At 57.8% G+C, this 25,152-nt stretch carries 26 protein-coding genes; 9 read left to right on the forward strand and 17 right to left on the reverse strand.

Going from position 1 to position 25,152, the window contains the following annotated elements; translation table 11 throughout:
* Positions 1-71: 71 nt before the first annotated feature.
* The 4 genes from BM347_RS10820 to BM347_RS10835 form a co-directional block, all read right to left on the reverse strand.
* Positions 72-1,247, reverse strand: a complete 1,176-nt coding sequence (locus BM347_RS10820; RefSeq protein WP_093916474.1) for an MFS transporter — start codon at positions 1,245-1,247, stop codon at positions 72-74.
* On the reverse strand, positions 1,244-2,020 hold the full coding sequence (locus BM347_RS10825) for an aldolase/citrate lyase family protein (RefSeq protein ID WP_093916475.1): 777 nt from the start codon (positions 2,018-2,020) through the stop codon (positions 1,244-1,246). Before BM347_RS10825 ends, BM347_RS10820 begins: the two co-directional genes overlap by 4 nt.
* A gap of 126 nt (positions 2,021-2,146) precedes the next feature.
* Positions 2,147-2,821, reverse strand: coding sequence for a winged helix-turn-helix domain-containing protein (locus BM347_RS10830; RefSeq protein WP_093916476.1), 675 nt, complete (start codon positions 2,819-2,821; stop codon positions 2,147-2,149).
* 1 nt (position 2,822) lies between these two features.
* On the reverse strand, positions 2,823-3,116 hold the full coding sequence (locus BM347_RS10835; protein ID WP_093916477.1) for a hypothetical protein: 294 nt from the start codon (positions 3,114-3,116) through the stop codon (positions 2,823-2,825).
* Between the two features lie 186 nt (positions 3,117-3,302).
* Between BM347_RS10835 and BM347_RS10840 the strand changes: the two genes are divergently transcribed.
* From BM347_RS10840 to BM347_RS10850, 3 genes are all read left to right on the forward strand, one after another.
* Complete coding sequence (locus tag BM347_RS10840; protein WP_093916478.1) at positions 3,303-3,803, forward strand: hypothetical protein; 501 nt, start codon at positions 3,303-3,305, stop codon at positions 3,801-3,803.
* A gap of 179 nt (positions 3,804-3,982) precedes the next feature.
* Positions 3,983-4,600 carry a ribonuclease HII gene (locus BM347_RS10845; RefSeq protein WP_093916479.1) on the forward strand — a complete coding sequence of 206 codons (618 nt, stop codon included), beginning with the start codon at positions 3,983-3,985 and terminating at the stop codon, positions 4,598-4,600.
* A 101-nt stretch (positions 4,601-4,701) separates the two neighbouring features.
* Positions 4,702-5,802: a site-specific DNA-methyltransferase gene (locus tag BM347_RS10850; RefSeq protein ID WP_093916480.1), complete on the forward strand. Its 1,101-nt coding sequence runs from the start codon at positions 4,702-4,704 to the stop codon at positions 5,800-5,802.
* A gap of 129 nt (positions 5,803-5,931) precedes the next feature.
* Here BM347_RS10850 and BM347_RS10855 read toward each other — a convergent pair whose 3' ends face one another.
* From BM347_RS10855 to mutY, 3 genes are all read right to left on the reverse strand, one after another.
* The gene (locus BM347_RS10855; protein ID WP_093916481.1) at positions 5,932-6,369 is read right to left on the reverse strand and encodes a response regulator; all 438 of its coding nucleotides are present in this window, start codon (positions 6,367-6,369) and stop codon (positions 5,932-5,934) included.
* A 59-nt stretch (positions 6,370-6,428) separates the two neighbouring features.
* A complete protein-coding gene (locus tag BM347_RS10860; RefSeq protein ID WP_093916482.1) occupies positions 6,429-7,580 on the reverse strand; it encodes an alkane 1-monooxygenase in 1,152 nt (383 codons plus the stop codon).
* A 74-nt stretch (positions 7,581-7,654) separates the two neighbouring features.
* On the reverse strand, positions 7,655-8,719 hold the full coding sequence (mutY, locus tag BM347_RS10865) for an A/G-specific adenine glycosylase (protein WP_093916483.1): 1,065 nt from the start codon (positions 8,717-8,719) through the stop codon (positions 7,655-7,657).
* A 106-nt stretch (positions 8,720-8,825) separates the two neighbouring features.
* Between mutY and BM347_RS10870 the strand changes: the two genes are divergently transcribed.
* The 3 genes from BM347_RS10870 to BM347_RS10880 are packed head-to-tail and all read left to right on the forward strand — an operon-like array spanning position 8,826 to position 11,150.
* On the forward strand, positions 8,826-9,335 hold the full coding sequence (locus BM347_RS10870; protein ID WP_093916484.1) for a DUF721 domain-containing protein: 510 nt from the start codon (positions 8,826-8,828) through the stop codon (positions 9,333-9,335).
* A gap of 13 nt (positions 9,336-9,348) precedes the next feature.
* Positions 9,349-10,032: a DsbA family protein gene (locus tag BM347_RS10875; protein WP_093916485.1), complete on the forward strand. Its 684-nt coding sequence runs from the start codon at positions 9,349-9,351 to the stop codon at positions 10,030-10,032.
* Complete coding sequence (locus BM347_RS10880) at positions 10,032-11,150, forward strand: CaiB/BaiF CoA transferase family protein (RefSeq protein ID WP_093916486.1); 1,119 nt, start codon at positions 10,032-10,034, stop codon at positions 11,148-11,150. The genes BM347_RS10875 and BM347_RS10880 overlap by 1 nt, the downstream gene beginning before the upstream one ends.
* A 56-nt stretch (positions 11,151-11,206) precedes the next feature.
* Here BM347_RS10880 and lpxK read toward each other — a convergent pair whose 3' ends face one another.
* From lpxK to BM347_RS10910, 6 genes are all read right to left on the reverse strand, one after another.
* Positions 11,207-12,199, reverse strand: coding sequence for a tetraacyldisaccharide 4'-kinase (lpxK, locus tag BM347_RS10885; protein ID WP_093916487.1), 993 nt, complete (start codon positions 12,197-12,199; stop codon positions 11,207-11,209).
* Positions 12,196-13,425: a 3-deoxy-D-manno-octulosonic acid transferase gene (locus BM347_RS10890; protein ID WP_093916488.1), complete on the reverse strand. Its 1,230-nt coding sequence runs from the start codon at positions 13,423-13,425 to the stop codon at positions 12,196-12,198. The genes lpxK and BM347_RS10890 overlap by 4 nt, the downstream gene beginning before the upstream one ends.
* A 6-nt stretch (positions 13,426-13,431) precedes the next feature.
* Positions 13,432-13,674 (reverse strand): DUF4170 domain-containing protein, encoded by a 243-nt coding sequence (locus BM347_RS10895; protein ID WP_093916489.1) that lies wholly within the window; start codon positions 13,672-13,674, stop codon positions 13,432-13,434.
* A 54-nt stretch (positions 13,675-13,728) separates the two neighbouring features.
* The gene (locus tag BM347_RS10900) at positions 13,729-14,508 is read right to left on the reverse strand and encodes a 3'(2'),5'-bisphosphate nucleotidase CysQ (protein ID WP_093916490.1); all 780 of its coding nucleotides are present in this window, start codon (positions 14,506-14,508) and stop codon (positions 13,729-13,731) included.
* Positions 14,495-15,841 carry a TldD/PmbA family protein gene (locus tag BM347_RS10905; RefSeq protein ID WP_093916491.1) on the reverse strand — a complete coding sequence of 449 codons (1,347 nt, stop codon included), beginning with the start codon at positions 15,839-15,841 and terminating at the stop codon, positions 14,495-14,497. Before BM347_RS10905 ends, BM347_RS10900 begins: the two co-directional genes overlap by 14 nt.
* A gap of 87 nt (positions 15,842-15,928) precedes the next feature.
* Entirely contained in the window at positions 15,929-17,470 is a 1,542-nt protein-coding gene (locus tag BM347_RS10910) for a DUF2125 domain-containing protein (protein WP_093916492.1), read from the reverse strand.
* Positions 17,471-17,677: 207 nt separating this feature from the next.
* Here BM347_RS10910 and BM347_RS10915 point away from each other — a divergent pair, with 207 nt between their 5' ends.
* The 3 genes from BM347_RS10915 (at position 17,678) to BM347_RS10925 (ending at position 20,446) form a co-directional block, all read left to right on the forward strand.
* A complete protein-coding gene (locus BM347_RS10915; protein ID WP_093916493.1) occupies positions 17,678-18,427 on the forward strand; it encodes an SDR family oxidoreductase in 750 nt (249 codons plus the stop codon).
* On the forward strand, positions 18,424-19,056 hold the full coding sequence (locus tag BM347_RS10920) for an enoyl-CoA hydratase/isomerase family protein (protein WP_093916494.1): 633 nt from the start codon (positions 18,424-18,426) through the stop codon (positions 19,054-19,056). Before BM347_RS10915 ends, BM347_RS10920 begins: the two co-directional genes overlap by 4 nt.
* A 190-nt stretch (positions 19,057-19,246) precedes the next feature.
* Complete coding sequence (locus BM347_RS10925; RefSeq protein WP_093916495.1) at positions 19,247-20,446, forward strand: TIGR03862 family flavoprotein; 1,200 nt, start codon at positions 19,247-19,249, stop codon at positions 20,444-20,446.
* On the opposite strand, the gene BM347_RS10930 is transcribed toward BM347_RS10925, so the two are convergent.
* Genes BM347_RS10930 through leuS form a run of 4 tightly spaced genes read right to left on the reverse strand, consistent with a single transcriptional unit; the run spans position 20,443 to position 25,079 of the window.
* Entirely contained in the window at positions 20,443-21,033 is a 591-nt protein-coding gene (locus tag BM347_RS10930) for a glutathione S-transferase family protein (RefSeq protein WP_093916496.1), read from the reverse strand. The genes BM347_RS10925 and BM347_RS10930 overlap by 4 nt on opposite strands.
* A 32-nt stretch (positions 21,034-21,065) precedes the next feature.
* Positions 21,066-22,064, reverse strand: coding sequence for a DNA polymerase III subunit delta (gene holA, locus BM347_RS10935; protein ID WP_093916497.1), 999 nt, complete (start codon positions 22,062-22,064; stop codon positions 21,066-21,068).
* Positions 22,061-22,546, reverse strand: coding sequence for an LPS assembly lipoprotein LptE (gene lptE / locus BM347_RS10940; RefSeq protein ID WP_093916498.1), 486 nt, complete (start codon positions 22,544-22,546; stop codon positions 22,061-22,063). Before lptE ends, holA begins: the two co-directional genes overlap by 4 nt.
* Entirely contained in the window at positions 22,533-25,079 is a 2,547-nt protein-coding gene (gene leuS, locus BM347_RS10945) for a leucine--tRNA ligase (RefSeq protein ID WP_093916499.1), read from the reverse strand. The genes lptE and leuS overlap by 14 nt, the downstream gene beginning before the upstream one ends.
* Positions 25,080-25,152 lie beyond the last annotated feature (73 nt).

A 25,152-nucleotide genomic window follows, 5' to 3' on the forward strand; every position in this document is an offset into this window, starting at 1 on the left:
AACTCCAATACTAAAATGTGATGGTGCGCGCCTCTTATACCGCTTGGGGCTGCGGGGAAAGGGGGTGCGCGTTAATGGGCCGTATCGCGTGAAAACAGATAGACCAACAACCCTGCGGCCATCATCCCTGCGAACAAGGTGAAAATCACGACATAGGGTGCTTGGGCCGTGACCGCGGGTTGGCTGGCCGCAAAGGCGCGCCCCGACAGGAACTGCGCGACACCGACGCCGCCAATGCTGCACAGGTTCAACAGCGTCATGCCCCGCCCGATCAACTGAGGCGGCAGAAAGCTGCGCCCGTGCGCGATGATTACGGCATAGGTTGCGCCGAAAAAGCCGATTGCTGCCATCAGCAACGTTGCTAGTATCAAACCGCTTGCCGGGAAAAAAATCAGTCCCAACAACGCCAATAGGTTCAGGCTGGTCCCCCCGATCACGACCCATTTGGTGCTGCCCATTATCCGGTCAAGCGGGCCATAGGCAAAGGTGCCCGCGACCATGGCCGCGCCCATTAGTAACGTCGCCAAACCAATTTGATGCGCATCTGCGCCAAAGACGTCTTCGAAATAGGGACCGATCCAAAGCCCGCGCAGCGCGCCCACTTGGGCATAGCTGACCGACATGATCGGAAAAATGAACCACAACGCCTTGATCTTGAAAACCGCCAAAAGGCTGCCGCGCGCCTCGCCCTCGGGGGTGGCGGGGTCGCGCACGACGGCCCAAATGCCAATCGCGGTCAGGCTGGTGATCGCGCACAGCCCCCAAAGCGACGCGCGCCAGCCGATTGTTTCAGCGGCAATGGCCATCGGATACGAGGCGACAAGATTACCAAATGTCCCGATGCCGACCATGACAGACGCGAGAACTACGAAACGCGCAGGCGGGTATTCGCGGGCAAAGATATAGTAAGACGCCATCAGAACCGGCGCACAGCCGATGCCGATCAACGCCATCGCAATATGGATATGCAGGGGCACCGTCGCCAGCGCAAATACTGCCGCGCCGCCACCACCACCCACCAGCAAAAGGGCAGCCGCCGTCCGGCGTGGCCCGACGGTATCCAGCGCCCAGCCGACGGGAAGCTGCATGGCCGCAAAAGCAAAGAACCATAGCCCCGAGGCAAAGGCGAGATCCTCTGGCCCTGCGCCGATATCTGATCTGAGCGCGGGTGTCAGGACGGCCAGAAAGGCGCGAAAAAACTGGCTAAGCACATAGCCGAGGCCCAGCAGGGCGATGCCGCGTTTCATTTGAGGGTATTTTTCCATTTGGTGGCCAGAGACTGCGCGGCGTGGCTGAGCATTAGGATGTCAGCCCCAACGGCAACAAAACGCGCGCCAGCCTGGATCGCGGCTTGGGTCATTTCATCATCTGTCGACAGGATGCCAGCCGCTTTGCCAGTGGCATCAATCTTGGCAATGGCCCCGGTAATTGCAGCCAGCACATCTGGATGCGCGGCGTTGCCCATATGCCCCATATCGGCGGCGAGATCAGCGGGACCGATGAACACGCCGTCGATCCCGTCGACTGCAAGGATATCATCGAGATTCTCAAGGCCTTTGCGGTTCTCCACCTGTACCAGCAGGCAAATCTGTTCGTTTGCGGTCAGCCCGTAATCAGCGATCTGCGAAAACCGTGCTGCGCGGGATATAGCATAGCCGACACCGCGATCACCGTGCGGCGGATAGGTGACGTCACGCACGAGCTGTCTGGCGTGATCGGCAGTATCGACCATGGGTACCAAGACTGTCTGCGACCCGGCATCAAGGATTTGTTTGATCAGATATGTCTCGCCAATCGGGACGCGCACGACCGGATGGCTGGACGACGCTTCGAGCACCTGAAGCTGCGCGAGGATGGACCGCAGATCGTTGGGGGAGTGTTCGCCATCGATCACCAGCCAGTCAAAGCCCGCTGTTCCCATCAGCTCCGCGCTATAGGGATCGGCAAGCGCAAGCCAGCAGCCGAAAACCGTTTCGCCATCTTTGAGCGCTTGCTTGAAAGGGTTGTGAGGGGCTGGCATGGTCGTGTTCCTTGGCACTGTTTCACGCGCACCCTAGGGGGATGAACTGACTACTGTCCAGTGGGGGCGCTGCCCCCGCCGCCTTTTGGCGGCTCCCCCGGAGTTTATTTGGCAAAATGAACAGGCTTAAAGAACCTTGATCACGTCCTTGTCGATGGCCAGCATATAGCCACGGCGGGCGATATTTTTGACCAGCAGTTCCGAAACGATCTGATTGCCAAGGGTGTCGCGCAGCCGCTTGATCCGGGTGGCACCTGCCGCTTCGTCGCAGTCCGAGGCGTTGCGGCCCGATATCACCCCTTCGATTTCCGAGCCTGACAGAACGTCATCATCCATCCGCGCCTCGGCCAACACGGACATTGTTTCCATTGCTGCGGCTGTCAGTTTGAAGCCAAGGTTGTTGAGGTAGACGGTGTTTTCCTCGCGGCTGATGAGCAGGGAGTTTACCTGAATACCAACGCGTTCGATCTGGGCCATGCGGCGGTTGAAGCCGATGAGCATGATGAGAAAAACGAGTGCTGCGATCAGCATTGCCGTGGCAAACACAAGCAAGACGATGATGACAACGCGGTAGCTGGCCAGTGTTTCTGAAAACGCGGTGCCCGATTGTGCGAGGATTTCAAGCAGTTTAATTTCGGCTTGGGTGGTCAGGTCATCGTTCTCGACAAAGATGCGTTCGACCTGAGCATTAAAGGCGTCTGCTTCGGGCAGCGCCCATAGCAACAGGCCGACACCGATCAGTAAGATCAGCACAACGGCGGCAATGCCACCACCAACAAACCGGCCACCGGTGCGGCGCATCTTAGAAGCGGAGGAAGTTTGGTCCGGCACTGTCTTTCCTTTGGGCAAGTCCGTCATCGCCGAAAACCGAGACGATATTCAATAGTGTCCAGCCCTGGGCCGCAAGGCGCTGTGACAGTTGGGTGCGGGCGGAGCTTTTGCTGCACTCCCCTGAGATTTGCGCAACACCGTAGTGCAGCCGCAGCGGGCTTTCTTGTTTCGCCTTATAATCGGCATAGCATCCGGCGGCCTGCACCGGCAAAGCGGTGAGGTTGAGAGCGGCGGTGATCACAAAGATATGTAGTGCGTGTTTCATGCTTGGAACTCTGCGCTTTTATACGTGGCTATTCAATATCCGGTGTGATTGGCCGCAGTGATATCCGATAACATTGGGGCGTTATTGCCTGTCTGATGTGGGGGAGGCCAGTTTGATCCCGGAAGTCGAAAACAGTTTTGGCTTTGCATGGGTCTGGACCCGTGCCCGTTTTGAAAGGATCAGACCATGTATCAAAAGTTTATCGCAATCATTACCGTGCTCTCAGTCACGATCACGGGTTTAAGCGCAAGCTCCGCTTCGGCCGGGGAACGGAACCGTGATCTGGCGCGGATTGCGGCGGGCGTGTTGGGGGTGGCCATTGTTGGCAAGATTATTCACGACAGTAACAAAGACCGCCACGAGCAGAAGCGCGTAAACCAAGGTCACGTAAATCGTGGTCATGTCGTGACGCGCGAGAGGGTTCAGCCGCGTCCGTTGCCGCAAAAATATCGCACACATCAGCGGCGACAGGGGCGCAAGCTTTTGCCGCAGAACTGTTTCCGCAGCTATGACACCCGCCGCGGGCAGGTGGTGATGTTCGGCAGCCGTTGTCTGCAAAAGAATTTTCGCCACGCAAACCGTTTGCCGCAGCATTGTGCGCAGACGATCCGGACGTCTCAGGGAAAGCGCAGTGGTTATGATGCCCGCTGCCTGCGCGGCGCGGGGTACAGTTTGGCGCGGGGATAAATCCGCGCGCTAAAGCCGGGGGACATTGCGTTCATCCGGATTGAAGGGAGAGGTGTTCGGGCACTTCTCCCTTTTTGATGTTACCGCGTGGCGCGGATGTACGCCTTCGGCGAGGATATTGTTGAGCCAGAGAAGCCCTAGGGGTTGAGAATCGGTGACGTCTGGGGTTTCAGGGCGGGATGGGACCAGATTTTGAATTTGAGCGTGACGCCTATGCGCGCGGATATATGCGCGTTGCGGGGGTAGACGAAGTGGGCCGCGGGCCATTGGCCGGGCCGGTTACGGCAGCGGCTGTTGTGTTGGACCCGTCGCGTATCCCCGATGGGTTGAACGATTCAAAAAAGCTGAGCAAAAAGGCACGCGAACGTTTGTATGAGGAGATCATGCAAGTGGCCGATGTGAGCATTGCCCATGCATCGGTTGCGGAAATTGAAGAGCTTAACATTTTGCGAGCCAGCCATCTTGCGATGGTGCGTGCGTTGGACGGGCTGAAACAGCCCGCTGATTTTGCGCTGGTCGATGGCAATATGCTGCCGCGCGATCTGAAGATCAAAGCACAGACCGTCATCAAAGGGGATGCGCGGTCTCAGTCGATTTCGGCGGCGTCAATCATGGCTAAAATATGTCGAGATTATGTCATGTTGTCATTGGCGCAACAGCACCCGGGCTATGGGTGGGAAACCAACATGGGATACGGGTCAAAAAGACACATAGAGGCGCTTCGAAATCTTGGGGTAACCCCACACCATAGACGTTTGTTCAAGCCTGTACACAATATGTTGTATCAAGAAAAATAACTAACTTGTTGATTCAAAAAAGAAATTGACCACGAATCATCTGTCAGGGCATCTTAGTCTCAACCAAGAGCACACAATGTGCCGGGGCAGAGGCAGATATTATGAAGACGATGACAAAGGGTGCGGACGCACTTCCCTTGAATACAATTATTGCGGGCGATTGCATTGATGCGATGAATGCGCTGCCCGAGGGATCAGTCGACCTGATCTTTGCGGACCCACCGTATAACCTGCAATTGCGGGGTGATTTGCACCGTCCGGATAACTCAAAGGTTGATGCCGTTGATGACGCTTGGGATCAATTTTCGAGCTTTGCCGTATATGACGAATTTACCCGGGCCTGGCTAAAGGCCGCGCGCCGGTTGCTCAAGCCCAATGGTGCGATCTGGGTTATTGGCAGCTACCATAATATTTTCCGCGTCGGTGCCGCCCTTCAAGATCAAGGGTACTGGATCTTGAACGATGTGGTTTGGCGCAAATCCAACCCGATGCCGAACTTTCGCGGCAAACGCTTTACCAATGCACATGAAACGATGATCTGGGCTGGCAAAGACGAGAACGCGAAATACACGTTTAACTATGAGGCGTTGAAAGCGCTGAACGAAGGTATCCAGATGCGCAGCGATTGGGTTTTGCCGATCTGCAACGGCCATGAGCGTCTGAAAGACGACGCGGGCGACAAAGCGCATCCAACGCAAAAACCCGAAAGCTTGCTGCACCGTATCTTGGTCGGTTCGACCAACCCGGGTGACGTGGTGCTGGACCCGTTCTTTGGCACGGGGACCACTGGCGCTGTCGCCAAGATGTTGGGCCGTGATTTCATCGGCATTGAACGTGAAGAATCTTACCGCAAGGTTGCCGAAAAACGTATCAAATCTGTGCGCAAGTTCGACAAAGAAGCATTGCAGACGACCACATCAAAGCGGGCAGAACCGCGTGTGCCGTTTGGCCAGTTGGTTGAACGCGGCATGCTGCGCCCTGGCGAAGAGCTGTATTCGTTGAACGGTCGCTATTCGGCCAAGGTGCGTGCTGATGGTACGTTGATCGGCAACGAAGTCAAAGGCTCCATCCATCAGGTGGGGGCGGCCTATGAAAAGGCACCCAGCTGTAACGGATGGACCTACTGGTGCTACAAGAAAGATGGCAAACGCGTGCCGATCGATATTTTGCGCCAGCAAATCAGGGCGGAAATGGCCAACTAGGCCACGCCTTTTCACACAAGTTTTATGAACACCGCCGGTGCCCCGCGTCCTTCTACATAAAGGTACGCCTAAGGGAGCACTCACCTTGGCCCCGCCTGTTTGGCGGGGTCTTTTTCGTGCTGGGGTACGCTAATGCAAACGCGGCTTTCCCATTTTTTGCGCATGTTTAAAGGCGTCCAGTATGTATTGCTGGTCAAACTCTGATTTGTTGATCACATGCAGAACGCCTGCTGTCGCCGCCTTGGCCCACATAAAGGGGGTCGGCCAATCGCTGACCATGACCACCGCGATATGTGAAAAAATCTTGAGCTCGGCCAATTCGACCGCAAAATCTGCGCCCAATCCATCAGGCAAGTGATTGTCGAGCAGGATCACAGACACCGGATATTTGGCCAAGGTTTGCCGGGCCTCGCGCAGTGTTGTGGCCACATAGATTTGTGTGTCTGACATGTTTCTGTGGATGATGCGGGTCATTTTGACCTGATCAAATGTGCTGTCTTCGATGATCAAACAGGCAAGCGGCGTTTTGTTCGCCTCGGCAATATTCGCATTTTGCTGACGTGGCATGAGACCCCTCACCATGGCTAGAACGGGATCAGCTATGGCAGATGCGGATTAAAATGGCGTCAACGAGGGTAGGGGGTCGTGCCCTTGTTGTAGCGCGCCCAATCTGTGATCTCGGGGTAATACATCTCGCGCCATTTTTGCACGCGTGGGTTCATCACCCGCCGCCAGACCCGTGGCATCATCGCCATGACTGTCATCACAGGATAGCCATAGGGCAGTTGCGGCGCGGCCTCTTGGCCGTAATTTTGCAGCACAGGAAAGCGGCGGTCGGGTTTGTAGTGGTGATCGGAATGGCGCTGCAAGTTGATCAGCAGCCAGTTTGATGCGCGGTGGGCGGCGTTCCACGAATGACGGGGGTGGACATGTTCGTATTTTCCGTCGTCCAGATGTTTGCGGGTCAGGCCATAATGTTCAACGTAGTTCACCAGCTCAAGCTGCCAGATGGCGGTGCCAGCCTGCACCAAGAACAGTAACAGCCCAACCCAGCCGCCCAACAGGACCGCCAAGAACAAGAACGCCGCTTGCAGCGCCCAGTATCTGAAGAACGGGTTGCGCCGATCTGTCCACGGTAGATCTTTGCGCGCCAGCAACGCCTTTTCGGCGCGGAATGAGGATCGCAGGCTTTGCCGCAATACGCGGGGGAAAAAACGATGAAACCCTTCGTTGTAACGCGCGGTGACCGGATCGCGGGGGGTGGCGACATAGCGGTGATGCACCAGCAAATGTTCGGACCGGAAATGCGAATATAGAACCATCGCCAACAGTGCATCTGCCCAGAAACGTTCAATCTTGTTCTTTTGATGCATCAACTCATGGGCATAGTTTATGCCAACAGTTCCGGTCATCACACCGACCCCAAAGAACACAAAGAACTTTTCCCAACCGCCCAAATGATCGGCCTGCGGCACGTACCAAATCAGCCCGAACAGCGTCAGAAATTGCGCGGGCATCCAAAGCAGGGTGATCATGCGGTACCAAAAAAGATCGTCATCCGTTGCGTTGGGGTCGGCGTTATCCAGGTTCAGCCCCAGTAGGCTGTCGATGATCGAAAACAGATACCACGTAACAAGCGGCAACAGCACGACCGTCCACCCGCCAATAAAGGCGGTCATCCATACCAAGGGTATCAGCAAAAAGGACAATGCAAAGGGCAGGGCGCGTTTGATATGAGCTAATTGCGCGGGGCTGATGTCTGGGATTGTCGAGGTCATGCTGCTGTAGCCTTTAAAATCGCTATCTTATCCTAACGTATTTAATCAGGCCCTGTCACTGTGGCTTGCTGCCGCTACCGGATCAGATCAAATGCCTTCCGCATAACGGTGGGCAGATCGGAAGGGCGGAATTGATCGGGGGCGATGAATTGTGCATCTGGATGCAGGATGTCTTGCGGATTCGCGGCATACATGACGGTCAGCATTAGATGGAAATGGGTAAAGGTGTGGCGCACCTCGCCGGGCACGATCTGCCAATCTGCGGCGGCGGGCGGCGTGCCTCGGGGTCGGGCCTCGCCCGCGTCGATCCAGTCAGACCCCGGCCATCCCAGCATACCACCTAGCAAACCCTTGTCGGGGCGGGTTTCCAGTAACCACGCGCCATCATCGCGCTGGGTTAGATACACCGTGCCATGGCGGATGGGCTTGGGCTTTTTCGGGGTCTTTTTCGGCAGTTCCGGCGCAGTACCGCGTTGCCGCGCAAGACAAGGGTCGCGCCACGGGCATATGCCGCAGGCGGGGGATTTCGGGGTGCAAATGGTGGCCCCCAAATCCATCACCGCTTGGGCATAGTCGCCGGGACGGTCTATTGGGGTCAGGGCGATGGCGCGGTCCATCAGCTCGGGCTTGGCAGCGGGCAGCGGGGTGTGAATGTCGTAGATGCGCGCCAGCACGCGTTCGACGTTGCCATCAAGCACGGCGTGGGGCAGATCAAACGCAATCGATGAAATGGCGGCGGCGGTATAGGGGCCAATCCCCGGTAGCTTAAGCAGCTGGGCGTGATCGGCGGGAAACTGGCCGCCATGATCGGCGACCACAGCGCGGGCGCATTTCAGCAGGTTTCGCGCACGGGCGTAATAGCCCAGCCCGGCCCATTCCCCCATCACATCGGCGTCTTGTGCCGCGGCCAGATCCGCAACAGTGGGCCATCGGGCGATAAACCGTTGGAAATAGTCGCGTACCGTGGCCACGGTGGTTTGCTGCAACATCACCTCGCTTAGCCATATGCGATAGGGATCGGGCGTCTGGCCTGCTTTTCGGTCTGCGGGTGCGACGCGCCACGGCATTGTGCGGGCATGAACATCATACCATTCCAGCAAGATATGCGGCAGGTCGCTTGTTTCGGTCGTGTCACGCAATCTTTATGGCCTTTGCGGTGGGGATGGGCTGGCGATGCAGCGCAGTATCGTTATGTTGTGGCACATCGCTATGATGTTAGCCGTTAGTCACGAAAGAAAGATAGTCATGCCGCCGCGGCGTTCCAGTACAAAAGGGTTTAAACGCACAGATAGCCTGCTTTCGGCCAAGATCCGTCAGGCCAGCGAAACCCGTGGATTCGCGCAATCGCGTTTATTGACCCAATGGGCCGAGATCGTGGGCGAGGATATCTCGTCTATCTCAAGACCGGTCGAGGTGAGCTACGGGCGTGCGGGCATGGGGGCGACGCTGACTTTGCTTACGACAGGGTCGAATGCCCCGATGCTGGAAATGCAAAAGGAACAACTGCGCGCCAAGGTGAACGCGGTGTATGGCTATAACGCGATCGCCCGCGTGCGGATCACGCAAACGGCGGCGACAGGCTTTGCCGAGGGGCAAGTCGCGTTCGAAGTGAAACCCAAAAGAACCGCAGACCAAAAGGATGACCCAGTCATTCGCCAACGCGCGACCGAAGCGGTTGGCGTATTGGGCGACGAAAGCCTGCGCGATGCCCTTGCACGTCTGGGCGAGAACATATTGAACAAGACAAAACGCTGACAAAGGAAATCAGATGAAACGCACTTTTCCAATTATTGCAGCTGTGGCTGCTGTTGCCGTAGGCGGCTGGTTTGTATTTAGCGGTACAGACGCGACGAACAGCACCCAGCTTAACCCCATTGCGGGGGCCGCAAATGCACAGTCAGCAGACGCAGCTGATGTTGATACCTCAACAATTCAGGAAATGAGCCTGGGCAACCCGGACGCAGCCGTTCAGATCGTGGAATACGCGTCGTTCACCTGCCCGCATTGTGCCGCGTTCGATCAAGGACCGTACAAGCAGTTGAAGGCGGATTATATCGATACCAATAAAATCGGCTTTACCTACCGCGAAGTATATTTTGACCGCTACGGCTTGTGGGCATCCATGGTCGCGCGCTGCGGTGGCGAGGAAAAATTCCACGGCATTGCCGACCTGATCTACAAAGGTCAGTCCGAATGGGTGCGTGCGGGCGAACCCGCTGCCATCGTAGAAGAGCTGCGCAAAATTGGCCGCCTTGCTGGGATCGAAAACGATACGCTTGAGGCCTGCCTGCAGGACGGCGAAAAAGCACAAACGCTGGTCGCTTGGTGGGAAGAAAACCAAAAGGCCGACGATATTTCCAGCACGCCAAGCTTTATCATCAACGGCAAGAAATATTCGAACATGCCCTACGCCGAGATGAAAGAGATCATCGACGCGGCTTTGGCTGACTGATGGCGGCCCCACTGGCAGGGCTCAAGGTGATTGAGCTGGCGCGGATTCTGGCGGGCCCTTGGGCCGGTCAAACTTTGTCTGATCTGGGCTGCGACGTCATCAAAGTGGAAAGCCCGGCGGGCGATGACACCCGGCAGTGGGGGCCCCCTTTCATCGAGCGGGGCGAGGATAAATCAGCGTCCTATTTCCATTCGGCAAACCGGGGCAAATCCTCGGTTGTCGTTGATCTGACCACAGACGCGGGTCAGGCCAAGATGAAAGAGCTTTTGGCCGATGCTGATATTCTGATCGAGAATTTCAAAACCGGTGGGTTGGCGAAATACGGCATGGACTACGCCAGCCTGTCCGAACAGTTCCCCAAACTTATCTATTGTTCGATCACGGGTTTCGGCCAAGACGGCCCCTATGCGCATCGCGCGGGCTATGATTTTATCATCCAAGGGATGTCCGGCCTGATGTCGATCACTGGCGAAGCGGACGGCCAGCCTCAGAAACACGGCATGGCGATCACGGATATTTTCACAGGAATCTACGCGACGACCGCGATCCTTGCGGCAGTGCATCAGCGCAGTCAAACCGGCGTTGGGCAGCACATCGATATGGCGTTGCTGGATTGCGCCGTGGCCGTCACTGGCAATCAGGCGATGAACTATCTGACGACCGGCAAGGCACCGCATCGCATGGGCAACGCGCACCCGAACCTGACCCCGTATGAGGTGTTCGAATCCTCGGATGGTCATCTGATTATCGCGACAGGGAATGACGGTCAGTTCCAACGTCTGTGCCGGATGTTTGGGCTGGATGACATGGCGGTTTCTGCGGATTACGCCAAGAACGCCGATCGCGTCGCCAACCGGCCCGAGATGATCCGCCGATTGAATGATGCAACACGCAAACGGACCCGCGACGATCTGCTGGCGGCCTGCGAGGATCAAGGCGTGCCTGCGGGGCCGATCAACGACATGGAGGATATGTTCAACGATCCTCAGGTCATCGCGCGCGGTATGAAAGTCGAGCTGGATGGCGTACCGGGAATCAGATCACCCTTTGTGTTTTCAGGGGCCGAGCTGGCGCTGCATCGCGCGGCCCCCAAACTAGGCGAAGATGACGCCAGCTAGCACGGGCGTTTTCTTTAAAAGAAAACGGGTCGGAATTTTTGAAAAATTCCGGCTCCCTACACGGGCTTGGGAAGTGCGTTCAACGCTTGGGTAATCGCGTTATCGTCGTCCATCTGTAGCCGCACAGGCAGGGTGATCACCTTCATCCTGAAGGCCGCAGGCAGGCGCACGGCATCTTTTTCCGTGGTCACCAATTGTGCACCCCTTGCCGCGGCATCTGCTTCCAACCGTGTCATCAACGCGCGCGTTAGCGGCTGGTGATCATCCAGCGCCTCGGCGTGGACAATGTCAGCGCCAAGCGCGCGCAAGGTGGCGAAAAACTTCTCAGGGTGGCCAATTCCGGCAAAGGCCAAGGCGCGAGTATCGGACCAATCCATGCCGGTTTGCAACGGTGCCAGCTCTGCCTGCACATGCGGCAGGCCAGCGGGCAGCGGGGTGTTTTCAAACGCGGCCTGATCCGCTGGCCTGCCAATGGAAAGCAGCACATCGGCCCGTGCCAATCCCGTTTGCACAGGTTCGCGCAGGGGGCCTGCGGGCAGGCACAAACCGTTTCCGAAGCCCTTGGCGGCATCAACCACAACGATGCTTAGATCCTGTTTCAATGCGGGATTTTGAAACCCATCATCCAGCACAATAACGCTTGCCCCTGCCGCCGCGGCAGCACGTGCACCCGCCGCGCGGTCACGGGCGACCCAGACATCGGCAAAGGCGGCCAGCAGCAGCGGTTCATCCCCGACTTGGGCCGCAGTATGTTTTGACGGATCAACCAACAGCGGCCCTTTTTCGGTGCCGCCAAAACCGCGCGATACCACATGCGGGGTGTGGTAGATATTGCGCAGATGTTCGACCACCGCCATCACGGTCGGTGTCTTGCCCGTACCACCTGCATTGATGTTGCCAACGCAAACCACGGGAATATCCAGCTGCACAGGCGACCCATTCGCCAGACGTCGCGCGGTGGCTTTGGCGTATAAAGCACCAAGAGGCTGCAACAGGCGCGCGCGCCAATCGGGTTTGGGCTGATGCCAAAAGGATGGCGCGCGTTTCATCTGTGGGCCTCTTGCTGATCTAGGGTTTCTTGGACCAGGTCGATCACCTTGTCGGTCAGGGCCGCGCCTCGGCTGATCACGTCCCACCCGGCGTGTGCCATCACCGCAGCCTGATCTGGCGCGATCAACCGGCTGACGGCGGTGGCAAGGGCCGTGGCATCATTCACGATCCGCGCTGCACCCTCTGCCGCAAGGCGGGTGTAGGATGGTAAGAACCGCCGAACCTTGGGGCCATATAATACCGCCGACCCAAGGGCAGCGGCTTCGAACGGGTCACAGCCGCCGGGGCCACTGTGTAGCGAGCTGCCGAGAAAAGACACCGGTGCCAAGCGGTAAAAAAGCCCGATCTCAGCCGGGTCATCTGCAAGCATGATCTGGGTTGAGCTGTCCGGATAGCCCTGATCGCCCCACCGGAATACCCGGAACCCTTGTTCGGTCATGGTATTGGCAAAACTGTCAGCCTGAGCCGCGTCCGCGGGCATCACAATCAACAAGAGCCGATGGGAGAGCTGCAGCGCCTGACGATGTGCCCGCAGGACGGTGGACAGTTCGTCTTGTAAGATTTTATTGGCAAACCAAACCGGCCGCCCGACCAAAGCGGCAGACAGGTCCGCCATGTCGGAATCGATACAAGGCAGCGCCTGCCCCCCCGGCTGCAGCGCAGAGGTCATTTCAATGCTCTCGCGCGACAGCCCAAGACGGATTAACCGTGTAAAACCGGCCTCGGAGCGGGCAAAAATTGCCGAGAAATGCGAAAGAAGATCAAAGGTGAGGTCCCCCATCCACCTGTCACGCCGCCCGTCGAAACCGCCGCTGTCTGCATCAATCAGAAACAACGGGCAGTGCCGTTTGGCGGCTGCGAGAACAAGGTTCGGACGCAGTTGCCCCCACGCCCAGATACATGCGTTGGGTTCCCAGTGATCAATAAACGCCGCAACCAGCGCAGGGTGATCCTCGGGCAGGAAATCAATGAGCACGTCAGCATGTGTGGAGATTGGCCGGTCTGCTGTGCTGCCCGTTTTGGGCAATGTGATCAACACGCGCAGTCCAGACCGGCTGCGGCACAGGCGCGCGGCAAGGTCTTGAATGGCTAGCAAACTGCCGGGTTCGGGCGCATGGCACCACACCAGTTCATCCTCCGGGCGATCCGCCACAGGGGTGAAGGGTGCCGGGGACCCCCGCCCCGAATAGGCGCGATACGCTGTCAGTCCAAGCGACCGCGCCATAAGGGCTTAGCCCAGTTCTTCGGTCGAGGATGCCGCGGCTTCTTCATCGCGCAAACGATGCAGATGCGCGATGAAATACCGCATATGTGCATTGTCCACGGTCCGCTGCGCCTCGTTTTTCCAAGCATCATAGGCGGTGGCATAATTCGGGAAAATGCCGACCACGTGAATGTCATCTACATTTTTAAACGCTGTTCCGGTTGGCGAAACCAATTCTCCGCCAAAGACGAGGTGTAGGCGTTGGGTCATAGTGCAGTCCTTTGTTCTCGGATGAATACCGATGCCGTTATCTAAGGCAATGGGTCATGTCTGGGCAAGGCTGGCAAGCAAATCCGCATGGATCGACGCACCGGCCGCCAATACGCCATTTAGTCGTGGATCGGGGTTGTTAAAACGTAAAGACGCGCCGGATTTATCGGTGCAGTGGCCGCCCGCTTCGGTGACGATCAACGCTCCGGCGGCAATGTCCCATTCCCAGCTTTTGCGCAATGTTACCATGCCGTCGAACCGCCCTTGCCCCACCAGCCCTAGCCGGTAGGCCAATGATGGGCGATGCGCGCGTTTAAAGCCGGGATCGCCCGCGATCCAATGTTGTTCGGCCATGACGGGTTTCGTGGCAAGTATCGTCGCGTTTTCAAGGCCTTGGGTCTGGGATGCTATGATGGGTTGCTCATTCAACGTGGCCCCGCCGCCCAATGACGCGGCATAAAGCCTGTCGAGCTTGGGCAGAAACACCACAGCCGCGGTGATTTCGCCGTTCCGCGCGATGGCAAGGGAATGCGACCAAGTATCGGCCCCCTCGATAAAGCTGCGCGTGCCGTCTATAGGGTCTACGATAAAGACTTGCGACTGGTCCAATCGCCCTGTGCCATCTTCGCTTTCCTCGGACAGCCAGCCATAGTCGGGGCGTGCGGCCGTAAGCGTTTCATGCATCATTGCGTTCACCGCCAGATCGGCCTCGGTGACGGGGCCCGCATCGTCGGGCTTGTCCCAGCGTTGCGCCGTTTGCCCGGCATAGGACGTGGCGATCTGCCCGGCCTTACGGGCGCAATCTATCAAAAGGTCAAGATCACGCACCGGCAAGGGTCATTCTCGGAACCAAAAGCGATGGCACAACGCGGCTTAGATGCGTGCGCGCGTCATTTGCGGGGATAATGCTGCCCAGCATGTCACGCAAATTACCTGCGATGGTGCATTCATTGATTGCATGGGTGATTTCGCCGTTCTCGACCCACAGGCCGGATGCGCCGCGCGAATAATCGCCCGTATTCGGGTTGATCGTCGATCCGATCATCGAGGTGACGAGCAGCCCGGTTCCCATCTGTTTGATCAGGTCGTCCCGTGTGGCATCGCCTTGGGTCAATGCGATGTTCCAAACAGCAGGGCTGGGGTTTGATCCGGGGCCGCGCGCGGCATTGCCCGTTGGGGACATGTCCAGCTTGCGTGCTGTGGCCAGATCCAGCGTCCAGCCTTTCAATGTGCCGTTTTCAACGATGATGCGCCGGTTTGTGGGCAGGCCCTCCCCATCAAAGGGCCGCGATCCCGATGTGCGGGGGCGGTGCGGGTTTTCGATAATCGAAAGACCGTCAGGCAACACCTGTTCGCCCATTGCATCACGCAACCACGATGCACCGCGCGCGATTGCGGACCCGTTGATGGCGGCCAATAGATGCCCGATCAGGGTCGAGGAAATGCGTTCGTCAAACAAAACCGGATACGCACCCGTCGGCGGTTTGCGCGCATCCATCCGTTCGAGCGTACGCTGCGCAGCTAGGGTCCCGATGGCTTCGGGGCTGCGCAGATCGGCCTGAAAAATACGGCTGTCGCCATCATAATCACGCTCCATCGCGGTGCCGCTGCCGGCAATCGCGACGCAGGACAGCCCCCGGTCCGTGCGGGTATATCCACCCTCAAAGCCATTGCTGGCTGCGAGGTGAACCTGTTGTTCGCCATAGGCTGCACTGGCCGATTGTATCTGCGAGATGCCCTTGACGGCTAAACCTGCGGCCTCGGCCCGTGCTGCGTCATCTTGCAACGTTTGTGGCGACGGTTCGGGGGTCGGATCGCACAGCTCCAACGCATCAACGTCCCAGTTTGTGGACAATTGATCGGGGTCTGCCAGACCCGCGTACGGGTCTTCCGGGGCCTCTTTCGCCATAGCCACGGCGCGGGCGGCCATTTCTTCGATCGTGCGAGGGGATGTATCGGATGCCGACACATTGGCCGACCGTTTGCCCACAAAGACACGCAGGCCGATGTCGACCCCTTCGGCCCGTTCGGCCTGTTCCAATGCGCCGCCGCGCACGTCGACACTGACCGACGTGCCGCGCACGGCCATGGCATCAGCGCTGTCGGCACCAGCGGTCTTGGCAGCGTGCAAGAGCGCTTTGGTCAGCGCATCAATGGAGTGCGACATGTAAATGTTCCTTGAGTTTTCAAAATGTAGCTAGCTGCCCCGATCCCTGTTCGCAAGGGACCGGCGCGCGCAGTTGGGGCAAGCGGTCTATTTAATCCGCTGGCCATTCGCCAAAATTGCGCCGGATCTCGTGAATTCGAGCTTTGTTTCAAGCGTGTCATCCCCGTCGCCGGGTACAGCAAACATCGCCATCACCATACGCGCACCCATTGCTGTTTGCGCGGGCAACAGTCCGGAATCTACGAGTGTATTCAAAAGGGTATTGCCGCCAACCAGTTTGAAATCGACAGCCCCCGCGGGTTTCAGCGTGCTATGCTGCGCCGTGGGATCTGCGTTTTCAAAGGTCGCCGCGCCCAAGCCTGTCAGCCGCGCGCCAAGGGCGTCGATGATCAGCGAATTCAGCTTAATGCTTTCGGGGCGGGCGGGCATTTCCATCGCGCCCGCCATTTGCCCGGCGTTTTGCATATTCATATAATCGGTCAACATCGTCGCAGTCCCTGTCATATCCAGCGAGATCGAGGCGGGATCGCGCGGCAAGCTGCCTTGGGGGTTTAGCATGCCCCAAACCATATCCGACATGGTGAAACCGCTCAGGTTCAGACCCAAAGCAAAATGTTGCGGTGTGTCTGATTTTATCGCAGGGGCGGTCAGGTTGAACGCGGAATTTTCCATGGCAAAGGACAGCAAGAACGGAAATTCCGGCGGCTGCACCGAGACGGTCATGCCTTCGCGCGTACCGGCATAGCTGATCCCATCGGCGCTGGTTTCAACTGTCAGCGTGCCGTCTTCGGCGGCGATTGCAATTGCCATATCCCCGCTATTGGGGTCCTTGATGTTTGCGGTCATGGTGGCGTTGCCCACTGTGATCGTAGCGGACGCATCCATACCCGCGCGCAAAAGCTCCGCCACATCGGTGACCTGCCCCAGGGTGAGCGGCAAAAGGCTTTTGCCTTTAACGGTCAAGTCGGCCGATTTGCCTTGTATGGCAAAGGTTGCGGGTTCGTCGGGGTTCTTGAAGTTTAGGTCATAGGTGATAGCACCGACCGACGCAGTTTGCGTATACGTGCGCATCGCGCCCAACGTGCTGTTTGTTTCGCTTTCAACATCCTGCATCGCTATGGTCATCTGCAGCGTGTTCGCGTCCAGCGTTTCATCGCCCACAGTCAGCTGATCAATGCTCAGACCGACGGTTTCGGCACTATAGGTGTTGCTCATATTGGTGGGCGTGCCACGGACAAGCATTTCATGACCCGATTGAGTGAGCGTTACCGACAAACGGACGGTGTCAGTATCCCCGACACCTGAGGCGGCTTCCACGGATACCGGCATCAGGGCGGGGAAAATGACAGCGACACTGCCATCAGGGTTCTGCTCAAAGCTGAGGGTGTTCATGGATATGACCGTTTCCCCTTGCCCGCCTTGGGCACCCGATTCCAGCCGGATGTCGGTGACAGTCAGCGTGTCACCGGCTATGTTCTCGTTCCCGGTCAGCTGATACCCCGTACCTTGCATATAGCTGCGCCAGTCCTGCCAGACGTCTTTGGGTGTAATATCTGCGGATACGCTCTGTACGGCCGACAAAAGAGCAAGGGCGGAGCCGCCCAAAATAGTGTTAAATCGGATAATCATGAAAATTCCTTTGTCGGATGGTTACTTGCGCCGGTTTGGCTACGCCAAGTAGATAATTAGGCCTTGCTCACGATACAAGGCAAGGCGGCTTTTGGCCAAGGTTGGGCTTTAGGCTGGTATCGGTTTATGCAGGTGCTAAGTATCGACTGAATATATTTGATTGGTAAATCTACGCGCCATGAATGGCCGAAATTCGGGAGTATCGACATGGAAATGACAGGCAAGACAGTCATGATCACGGGGGCCAGTCGCGGCATCGGTGCGGAAGCTGCACGCAGTTTCGCCAAAGCGGGTGCAAATGTTGTGCTTTTGGCCCGATCCCAAGATGCAATTGCGGATCTGGCGGGCGAAATCGGCCAGCAGGCCATCGCGATCCCTTGCAATGTGGCACGCTTTGGCGAAATGGCGTCGGCAGTTGATAAAACCATGCAGGCGTTTGGCCGCCTTGACGTTTTGATCAACAATGCGGGTGTGATTGATCCGATCACGCATTTGGCCAGTTCTGACCCTGATCAATGGGGGCAAGCGATCGATATCAACCTCAAGGGTGTTTATAACGGGATGCGCGCCGCGTTGCCTGTGATGAAAAACGCTGGCAACGGGACGATCCTGACCGTCAGTTCAGGTGCCGCGCATAACGCGATAGAGGCATGGAGCGCCTATTGCGCCTCGAAAGCGGCGGTGAATATGCTGGGACGGTCTGCCCATCTTGAGGAAAGCGCCAACGGCATTCGCGTCATCGGTTTGTCGCCGGGCACCGTGGCCACCCAGATGCAGCGCGAGATCAAGGCAAGCGGCATCAACCCCGTGAGCGAACTGGCGTGGGAAGATCATATTCCCGCCGATTGGCCTGCGCGTGCATTGCTTTGGATGTGCAGCTCTGCAGCAGATCGTTTCTGTGGCGAGGAAATATCTCTTCGTGACGAGAACCTGCGCAAAGAGATCGGGCTGATATGATCGATTTTTCCCGCGCAGGTGACATCTGGATGGCGACACTGAACCGGCCCGAAAAGGCCAACTCCCTCACCCATGAAATGCTGGTCTCACTGGCCGAGTTTATGGAGGACGCGCAGGCGGCACGGGCCGTGATACTGACCGGCCAAGGCAAGGTTTTTAGCGCAGGTGCTGATCTGGACGAAGCTCGCGCGGGCCTTGCCACGTCAGACATTTGGGAACGGCTATCGGGGGCCATTGCTGCGCTGCCGGGGCTAAGCATTTGCGCGATGAACGGCACGCTTGCGGGCGGGGCGATGGGGATGGCGCTGGCCAGCGATCTGCGCATTGCAGTGCCCACGGCCAAGTTCTTCTATCCGGTGATGAAGCTGGGCTTTTTGCCGCAACCCAGCGATCCGGCGCGGATGGCCGCGCTGATCGGGCCTGCACGGACCAAGCTGATCCTGATGGGCGGACAAAAGATCACCGCAGAGGACGCGCTGATGTTTGGTTTGATCGACCGGATTACCGCACCCGAAGCGTTGCTGGAGACGGCCCAGCAGATCGTGGCAGACACCGTCGCGGCCACGCCCGAAATCGCGGCGGGTATCAAAGCGATGTGCGCCCTGCAATCGGGATTATCAGACGGCTAGGGGGCCGCCTTAGACAAGCGGTACGAAGGGCACGCCACATGCAGTTAGGGCGATCAGGGACGCCAGAATAATCAAAAGTCGCATTCAGTCTCTCTCTTGCTTGGGCTCTTTTAGCCGGACCATGGTGCAATCCACTTTCATTGGGGTTAAGGCAAGTCTCTAAATCCGTATCTCCCGCAAAGGTATCCTTATGACCACTGAAGCGCAGACACAAAAGCACGCTGTCGTGATTGGTGCGGGCCCTGCCGGGCTGATGGCCGCTGAAATGCTGTCGGATGCAGGGATGTCTGTCACGGTTTGCGATCACAAACCCTCGGTCGGGCGCAAGTTTCTGATGGCGGGAAAATCAGGACTGAACCTGACCAAAGTCGAGCCTCATGATAGGTTTATGAACGCGTTTACCGATGCCAAAGACCCGCTGATGCCGATCATTTCAGCGTTTGACGGGGATGCCGTTCAGGCATGGGCCACGGGGCTGGGGCAAGAGGTGTTCACAGGCTCAACGGGACGTGTTTTCCCAACGGTGATGAAGGCCTCGCCACTGTTGCGGGCCTGGCTGGTGCGTCTGTCCGAAGCTGGGGTTCAGATCAACACGCGATGGTGCTGGACCGGGTGGGACGGCAGCAAGTTGGTGTTCGAGACGCCCGAGGGCACGCAGATGGTGCAACCCGATGTCACTGTCTTGGCCATGGGCGGGGCCAGCTGGGCGCGGCTTGGGTCGACCGGTGAATGGGCCAAGGTTCTGGCCGGCGATACGCCCTTCACCCCATTTGCGCCCGCTAACGCTGGCATCGCGATGGACTGGTCACCGCATATGGCAGCGCATTTCGGTAAGGCGCTCAAGGGGATCGCGCTGAAATCGGGCACCTATCGCTCGCGCGGCGAGGCGATGATTTCGCGTGACGGGTTTGAGGGTGGCGGCGTCTATACAGTGTCGCGTGGCCTGCGTGAGGGGCATCCTTTGATGCTGGACCTGTTGCCCGATCAATCGGCCGAGGCGCTTGCGGCAAAGCTGGATCAGCCGCGCGGCAAGATGAGCATGGCAAATTTCATGCGCAAAGCGCTCAAGCTTGATCCGGTCAAGATCGCTGTATTTCAAGAAATGGCGCGACCGTTGCCGCAAGATAGTAAGGCGCTGGCGAAGCTGCTGAAGGCGCTGCCAGTCAAGCATGGTGGATTGCGTCCGATGGATCAGGCGATTTCGACGGCGGGTGGGGTGAAATTCGACGCCGTGGACGATGCGCTGATGCTGCGCAATCGCCCCGGTGTTTTCGTCGCGGGCGAGATGCTGGATTGGGAAGCACCGACAGGCGGCTATCTTATTTCGGCCTGCCTTGCGACAGGCCGTTGGGCGGGGCAACATGCCGCCGCATGGGCGCAAAAGGGCTAGCCTTCTTTGGTTGCGGCCGCCTTGAACGCCGGACGGTCGCGCATGGATTTCGCCCAAGCGCCCAGTTTGTCATCCACGCGGTCAAACCCCGCGCCGATGGACCAGTTGATGCAATGCGTGGCCAGAAGATCAGGTACGCTGATCTCGTCGCCCATCAGAAACGGCCCGTCCAGCCGATCTGACAAAATCTTGGCGGAACGTGCGAATTCAGCTTTTAGGCTTGGCTTGATCTCGGGGACGCGGTGTTCTTCGGGAAAGACAAAGCTGTGCTTGGCCGCGGCCCACAGGATCGCATCCATTTCGTCAATCAACCACAGGGTCATAGCGTCCTGATGCGCGCGCGCAGGCGTTCCGGCGGGGGCGGTCAGCTTGCCGTGTTTGTCAGCCAGATATTGCATGATCGCCACGGAATCTGTCAGTATCTCGTCGCCATCAACCAATGCCGGGATTTTACCAGACGGGTTGTATTTTTTAGCCTCGTCCGACCGTGGGCCACAGGCGACATGTTCGTAGGGTTGGCCCAGCTCTTCCAGCATCCACATGACGCGCAGCGCGCGGGATTTGGTGGATCCGATGACTTTGTACATTTAAGTGTCTCTCCCAAGGTTTTCGGGGCACGCTAGCGTTTTGATCCCAGCATTGCCAGCCGGATAAACGCCCGTTCTACCAGCGCCATGGTCGGCGCATGTTGGCCTGCTGATCGCAGCGTCAGGTCGGTATCTGTTAGCACGGTCAATGCGGTTTCCAGCTTGGCCGCGCCCCAGTTTTTGGCCTGGCGCATGGCGCGGTCACGGTCACGCACACCCCAAATCTGACCGCCAGGATTGCTGGCGATGCGGTAGAGCGTGCGAAAATGACGCGTGGCCATGATGATCAAGGTCACTGCATTCACGCCTTGGGCTTGCAGCTTGGCCATCACAGGCCCGATATCGCCGGCACGGGCTTCGGCAACGACATGCAGGATATCGTCAACTTCGGCCTCGGTCGACGTGGGTGCGCAATTGCCAACGTCTTCGGCGGTCAGCGGACCGGTGTCACCGATTTTGTACAAGGTGATCTTTTCGACCATCTGGCGAAAATCGCCGGGGTCCAGCACGCGGGCAAGCTCGCTCAGCGATCCCATGACATCAGGTTCGGGGCTTAGCTTGGCCTCGGATAGAATACGCTCGATCTCGGCGCGGTCGGGGGGATTGTCATAGATCGGTGTGGCAAAGGCGGTTTTATGGGCCTCGAACGCCTTGAGCACCTTTGATGTTTTCTTGAGATCGCCAGCTGTCACAACGATCTGCGCATCGCCGGGCTGCCAATCGGCCAGCGCGTCGATCAGAATTTTGGCAATATTGTCGTTCGCATCTTCGACAAAAGCGGCGCGGGGGCCGGGGAAAAAGCCCACCGCCTTTAACGCATCCAGCAGCATCGGCGGATCGCGACGCAGATCGGCCGCTTGGATACGGGTCAGCCGCATTTCTTCTTCTGCGTTGGCCCCCAGCAGCGCCTTCAGGAATTCTTGGCGTTTCAGGGCCACGCGCATCGCGTCACTGCCATAGATCAGCAAACCTGTCTTGTTTGGATCAGGTTTTTTGAAATAGGCGGTGGCGTCGCGGGGCGGTAGTTTCATGGGTTCAGATCGACAGCATAAAGCCGGTTCACGATCTGATCGGCCAGCATTGTTATCAGGCGTTTTCGCGCATCACGTTCAGCGGCAAATGTCGCGACAGTCGACCCGGTCGCAGAGTACCCGGTAAAATTCTCGACATTGCCAGAGGACACGATTTGCCCCGTCTCCAGATCGCGCAGCGTAAATCCGGCCTTGGCGATCAAGTTATACCGTCTGGTGCTGTTTGCCGTATCAACCGCCAGGCCTTCCGTGCTGGCGGAAACAGTCAGGGCCAAGCCGTATTTGGCCGGAGCAGGGCGTCCCAGCCGTGTCTCGACCTCGCGAACCAGGATATAGGTGTACACGTCGCCGGGCGGGTCCACTGCAACGCTGTTTTGCAAGACCGTACCGGTGCCGCTGGGGCCATAGACGGGTTGGAATCCGCACGCGGCCAACCCCAGCAAAGGCAACGCCAGCAAGAAGCGGCGGTTAGGCAACGACATTGACGATCCGTCCTGGCACTACGATCACCTTTTTCGGGGTGGCACCATCTAGGGTACGAATTACAGCTTCGTGGCTTAGCGCGATCTTTTCAACCTCTTCTTTCGACATATCGGCGGGCACCTGAATTTCGGCGCGCCGTTTGCCGTTGATCTGGATCGGTAGCGTCACGGTGTCATCGACCAACATCTTTTCGGACGCTTTTGGCCAAGGCGCAGTGGTGACCAGACCCGCACCGCCTTGGGCTGCCCAGATTTCTTCGGACAGATGCGGGGTCATCGGGGCCATAAGCTGCGCAAGGGTCATGATCGCCTCGCGCTGCGCTGCGTGCCCGGCTTTGGATTTATGCAGCGTCGCAGTGAATGCGTAAAGCTTGGCAATGGCTGCGTTAAAGCCAAAGGATTCGACGCCCATTGTCACATCGTGAATGGTTTTGTGCATGGCGCGCAGCAGGTCGTCATCGCCGTCGCCACTGGCATCTTTCACCATCTCGGTAATGCGGTTCGAGATATTCCAAACGCGGCCAAGGTGTTTATAGGCCGCTTCGGCCCCCGATGCTGTCCATTCCACGTCCCGCTCGGGCGGGGAATCAGACAGAACAAACCAACGCGCCGTATCCGCGCCATAGCTGGCAATAATGCCTAGCGGATCGACAACGTTCTTTTTCGACTTCGACATTTTGGCGGAGGGAATGATTTCGACCGCTGTGCCATCGGCAAGTTTGCCGTCGGTGACGTCTTCGGGCAGATGATAGACGGGGCGGCCGTTCTCGCCCTCAGTTTGGTAAATCTCGTGCGTCACCATGCCTTGGGTGAATAGCGCGTCAAAAGGCTCAATCGCCTTTTTAGGCAGATGCCCCGTAATCTGCATCGCACGGGCAAAGAAGCGCGAATACAGCAGATGCAGGATCGCGTGCTCAATGCCACCGATATACTGATCGACGTTCATCCAGTATTCAGCGTCCTCCATGACGGTCGGTGTATCGGCATGGGGCGCGGTAAAGCGGGCGAAATACCACGACGAATCAACGAAAGTGTCCATCGTGTCGGTTTCACGCTGTGCGGGCGCACCGCAGGACGGGCAGGCACAGTCGCGCCATGTCGGGTGACGGTCCAGCGGGTTGCCGGGCGTGTCAAAACTGACATCATAGGGCAGCTCGATGGGCAGGTTTTCTTTCTTTTCGGGAACCACACCGCATGCCTCGCAATGTACCACAGGAATAGGGCAACCCCAGTAACGCTGGCGGGACAGACCCCAATCGCGCAGGCGATATTTGGTCACGCCTTGGCCGACGCCTTGGGTCTCGCATGCTTCAATCGCGGCGGCGATGGCCTCGTCGCCGGTCTGCCATTTCTCGCCTGCAAAACCGCCATTGTAATACACACGCTCGGATTTTGCCGGAACGTAGGCTTCGGTTACTTTTGGGTCAGCGTCTTCGGATGGCAGGAAGGTCGATGTAATCGGCAGGCCATATTTCGTTGCGAATTCAAAATCGCGCTGGTCATGGGCCGGGCAGCCGAAAATAGCACCGGTACCATAATCCATGAGGATGAAGTTGGCGATATAGATCGGCAGTTCCCACGATGTGTCAAAGGGGTGGCGCACGCGCAGGCCGGTATCTAGCCCCAGCTTTTCAGCTGTCTCGATGGCTTCCTCGGTGGTGCCCCCCTTGCGGCATTCGGCGCAGAACGCGGCGATCTCTGGGTTATCTCTCTCGAGCGTTTTGGCCAGCGGGTGATCGGGCGAAATACCGACAAAGCTGGCACCAAGCAACGTATCGGGGCGGGTTGTGTACACTTCGATCCGGTCAAAACCATCAGGCGCATCAATGGTCGAGAAGGCAAATTGAAGACCGCGTGATTTGCCGATCCAGTTGGCTTGCATCAGTTTGACCTTGGCGGGCCAGTTATCAAGACTGTCGAGCGCGTTCAGCAATTCTTCGGAGTGGTCCGAGATTTTAAAGAACCACTGCGTCAGTTCGCGGCGTTCAACCAACGCGCCAGACCGCCAGCCGCGACCTGCCTCGACCTGTTCGTTGGCCAGAACGGTCATATCTACCGGATCCCAGTTCACGATGGCGTTCTTGCGATAGACCAAACCTTCGTCAAGGAAATCAAGGAAGAGCGCCTGTTGCTGGCCATAGTATTCTGGATCGCAGGTGGCGAATTCGCGGGACCAGTCAATAGACAGGCCCAGCGGTTTCATCTGGCCGCGCATGTCGGCGATGTTGCCATATGTCCAGTCTTTTGGGTGGCCGCCGATGGCCATAGCCGCGTTTTCCGCTGGCATCCCAAAGGCGTCCCAACCCATGGGATGCAATACGTTGTGCCCTGTCGCGATCTTGTAGCGCGCGATCACGTCACCCATCGTATAATTGCGCACGTGGCCCATGTGGATGCGCCCCGACGGATAGGGGAACATCTCAAGCACGTAATACTTTGGCTTGTCGGCGGAACGGACAGCTTTGAATATGTCGTCTTTTTCCCAGGCGGCTTGCCAGCGGGATTCGATTTCGGCGGGGGAATAGCGGGACATCTTGGCAGACCTTATCAAACGAAAAACGCCGAGCGAGCGACTAGCGCGTGGCCCGGCGTTGGAATGGAGAATG

Origin of the sequence: Sulfitobacter marinus (assembly GCF_900116285.1) — a bacterium.
Classification (GTDB): Bacteria; Pseudomonadota; Alphaproteobacteria; order Rhodobacterales; family Rhodobacteraceae; genus Sulfitobacter; species Sulfitobacter marinus.

Excerpts from the sequence above, each read along its gene's own strand:
- BM347_RS10845 (WP_093916479.1), top strand. The coding sequence starts at position 3,983 with ATGGGACCAGATTTTGAATTTGAGCGTGACGCCTATGCGCGCGGATAT.
- BM347_RS10915 (WP_093916493.1), top strand. The coding sequence starts at position 17,678 with ATGGAAATGACAGGCAAGACAGTCATGATCACGGGGGCCAGTCGCGGC.
- BM347_RS10860 (WP_093916482.1), bottom strand. The coding sequence starts at position 7,580 with ATGACCTCGACAATCCCAGACATCAGCCCCGCGCAATTAGCTCATATC.
- BM347_RS10890 (WP_093916488.1), bottom strand. The coding sequence starts at position 13,425 with ATGGCGCGGTCGCTTGGACTGACAGCGTATCGCGCCTATTCGGGGCGG.
- BM347_RS10850 (WP_093916480.1), top strand. The coding sequence starts at position 4,702 with ATGAAGACGATGACAAAGGGTGCGGACGCACTTCCCTTGAATACAATT.
- BM347_RS10905 (WP_093916491.1), bottom strand. The coding sequence starts at position 15,841 with ATGTCGCACTCCATTGATGCGCTGACCAAAGCGCTCTTGCACGCTGCC.
- BM347_RS10835 (WP_093916477.1), bottom strand. The coding sequence starts at position 3,116 with ATGAAACACGCACTACATATCTTTGTGATCACCGCCGCTCTCAACCTC.
- holA (WP_093916497.1), bottom strand. The coding sequence starts at position 22,064 with ATGAAACTACCGCCCCGCGACGCCACCGCCTATTTCAAAAAACCTGAT.
- BM347_RS10910 (WP_093916492.1), bottom strand. The coding sequence starts at position 17,470 with ATGATTATCCGATTTAACACTATTTTGGGCGGCTCCGCCCTTGCTCTT.
- BM347_RS10830 (WP_093916476.1), bottom strand. The coding sequence starts at position 2,821 with ATGCGCCGCACCGGTGGCCGGTTTGTTGGTGGTGGCATTGCCGCCGTT.
- lptE (WP_093916498.1), bottom strand. The coding sequence starts at position 22,546 with ATGTCGTTGCCTAACCGCCGCTTCTTGCTGGCGTTGCCTTTGCTGGGG.
- BM347_RS10825 (WP_093916475.1), bottom strand. The coding sequence starts at position 2,020 with ATGCCAGCCCCTCACAACCCTTTCAAGCAAGCGCTCAAAGATGGCGAA.
- leuS (WP_093916499.1), bottom strand. The coding sequence starts at position 25,079 with ATGTCCCGCTATTCCCCCGCCGAAATCGAATCCCGCTGGCAAGCCGCC.
- BM347_RS10820 (WP_093916474.1), bottom strand. The coding sequence starts at position 1,247 with ATGAAACGCGGCATCGCCCTGCTGGGCCTCGGCTATGTGCTTAGCCAG.
- BM347_RS10920 (WP_093916494.1), top strand. The coding sequence starts at position 18,424 with ATGATCGATTTTTCCCGCGCAGGTGACATCTGGATGGCGACACTGAAC.
- BM347_RS10840 (WP_093916478.1), top strand. The coding sequence starts at position 3,303 with ATGTATCAAAAGTTTATCGCAATCATTACCGTGCTCTCAGTCACGATC.
- BM347_RS10870 (WP_093916484.1), top strand. The coding sequence starts at position 8,826 with ATGCCGCCGCGGCGTTCCAGTACAAAAGGGTTTAAACGCACAGATAGC.
- BM347_RS10875 (WP_093916485.1), top strand. The coding sequence starts at position 9,349 with ATGAAACGCACTTTTCCAATTATTGCAGCTGTGGCTGCTGTTGCCGTA.
- lpxK (WP_093916487.1), bottom strand. The coding sequence starts at position 12,199 with ATGAAACGCGCGCCATCCTTTTGGCATCAGCCCAAACCCGATTGGCGC.
- BM347_RS10925 (WP_093916495.1), top strand. The coding sequence starts at position 19,247 with ATGACCACTGAAGCGCAGACACAAAAGCACGCTGTCGTGATTGGTGCG.
- BM347_RS10895 (WP_093916489.1), bottom strand. The coding sequence starts at position 13,674 with ATGACCCAACGCCTACACCTCGTCTTTGGCGGAGAATTGGTTTCGCCA.
- BM347_RS10855 (WP_093916481.1), bottom strand. The coding sequence starts at position 6,369 with ATGCCACGTCAGCAAAATGCGAATATTGCCGAGGCGAACAAAACGCCG.
- BM347_RS10930 (WP_093916496.1), bottom strand. The coding sequence starts at position 21,033 with ATGTACAAAGTCATCGGATCCACCAAATCCCGCGCGCTGCGCGTCATG.
- BM347_RS10880 (WP_093916486.1), top strand. The coding sequence starts at position 10,032 with ATGGCGGCCCCACTGGCAGGGCTCAAGGTGATTGAGCTGGCGCGGATT.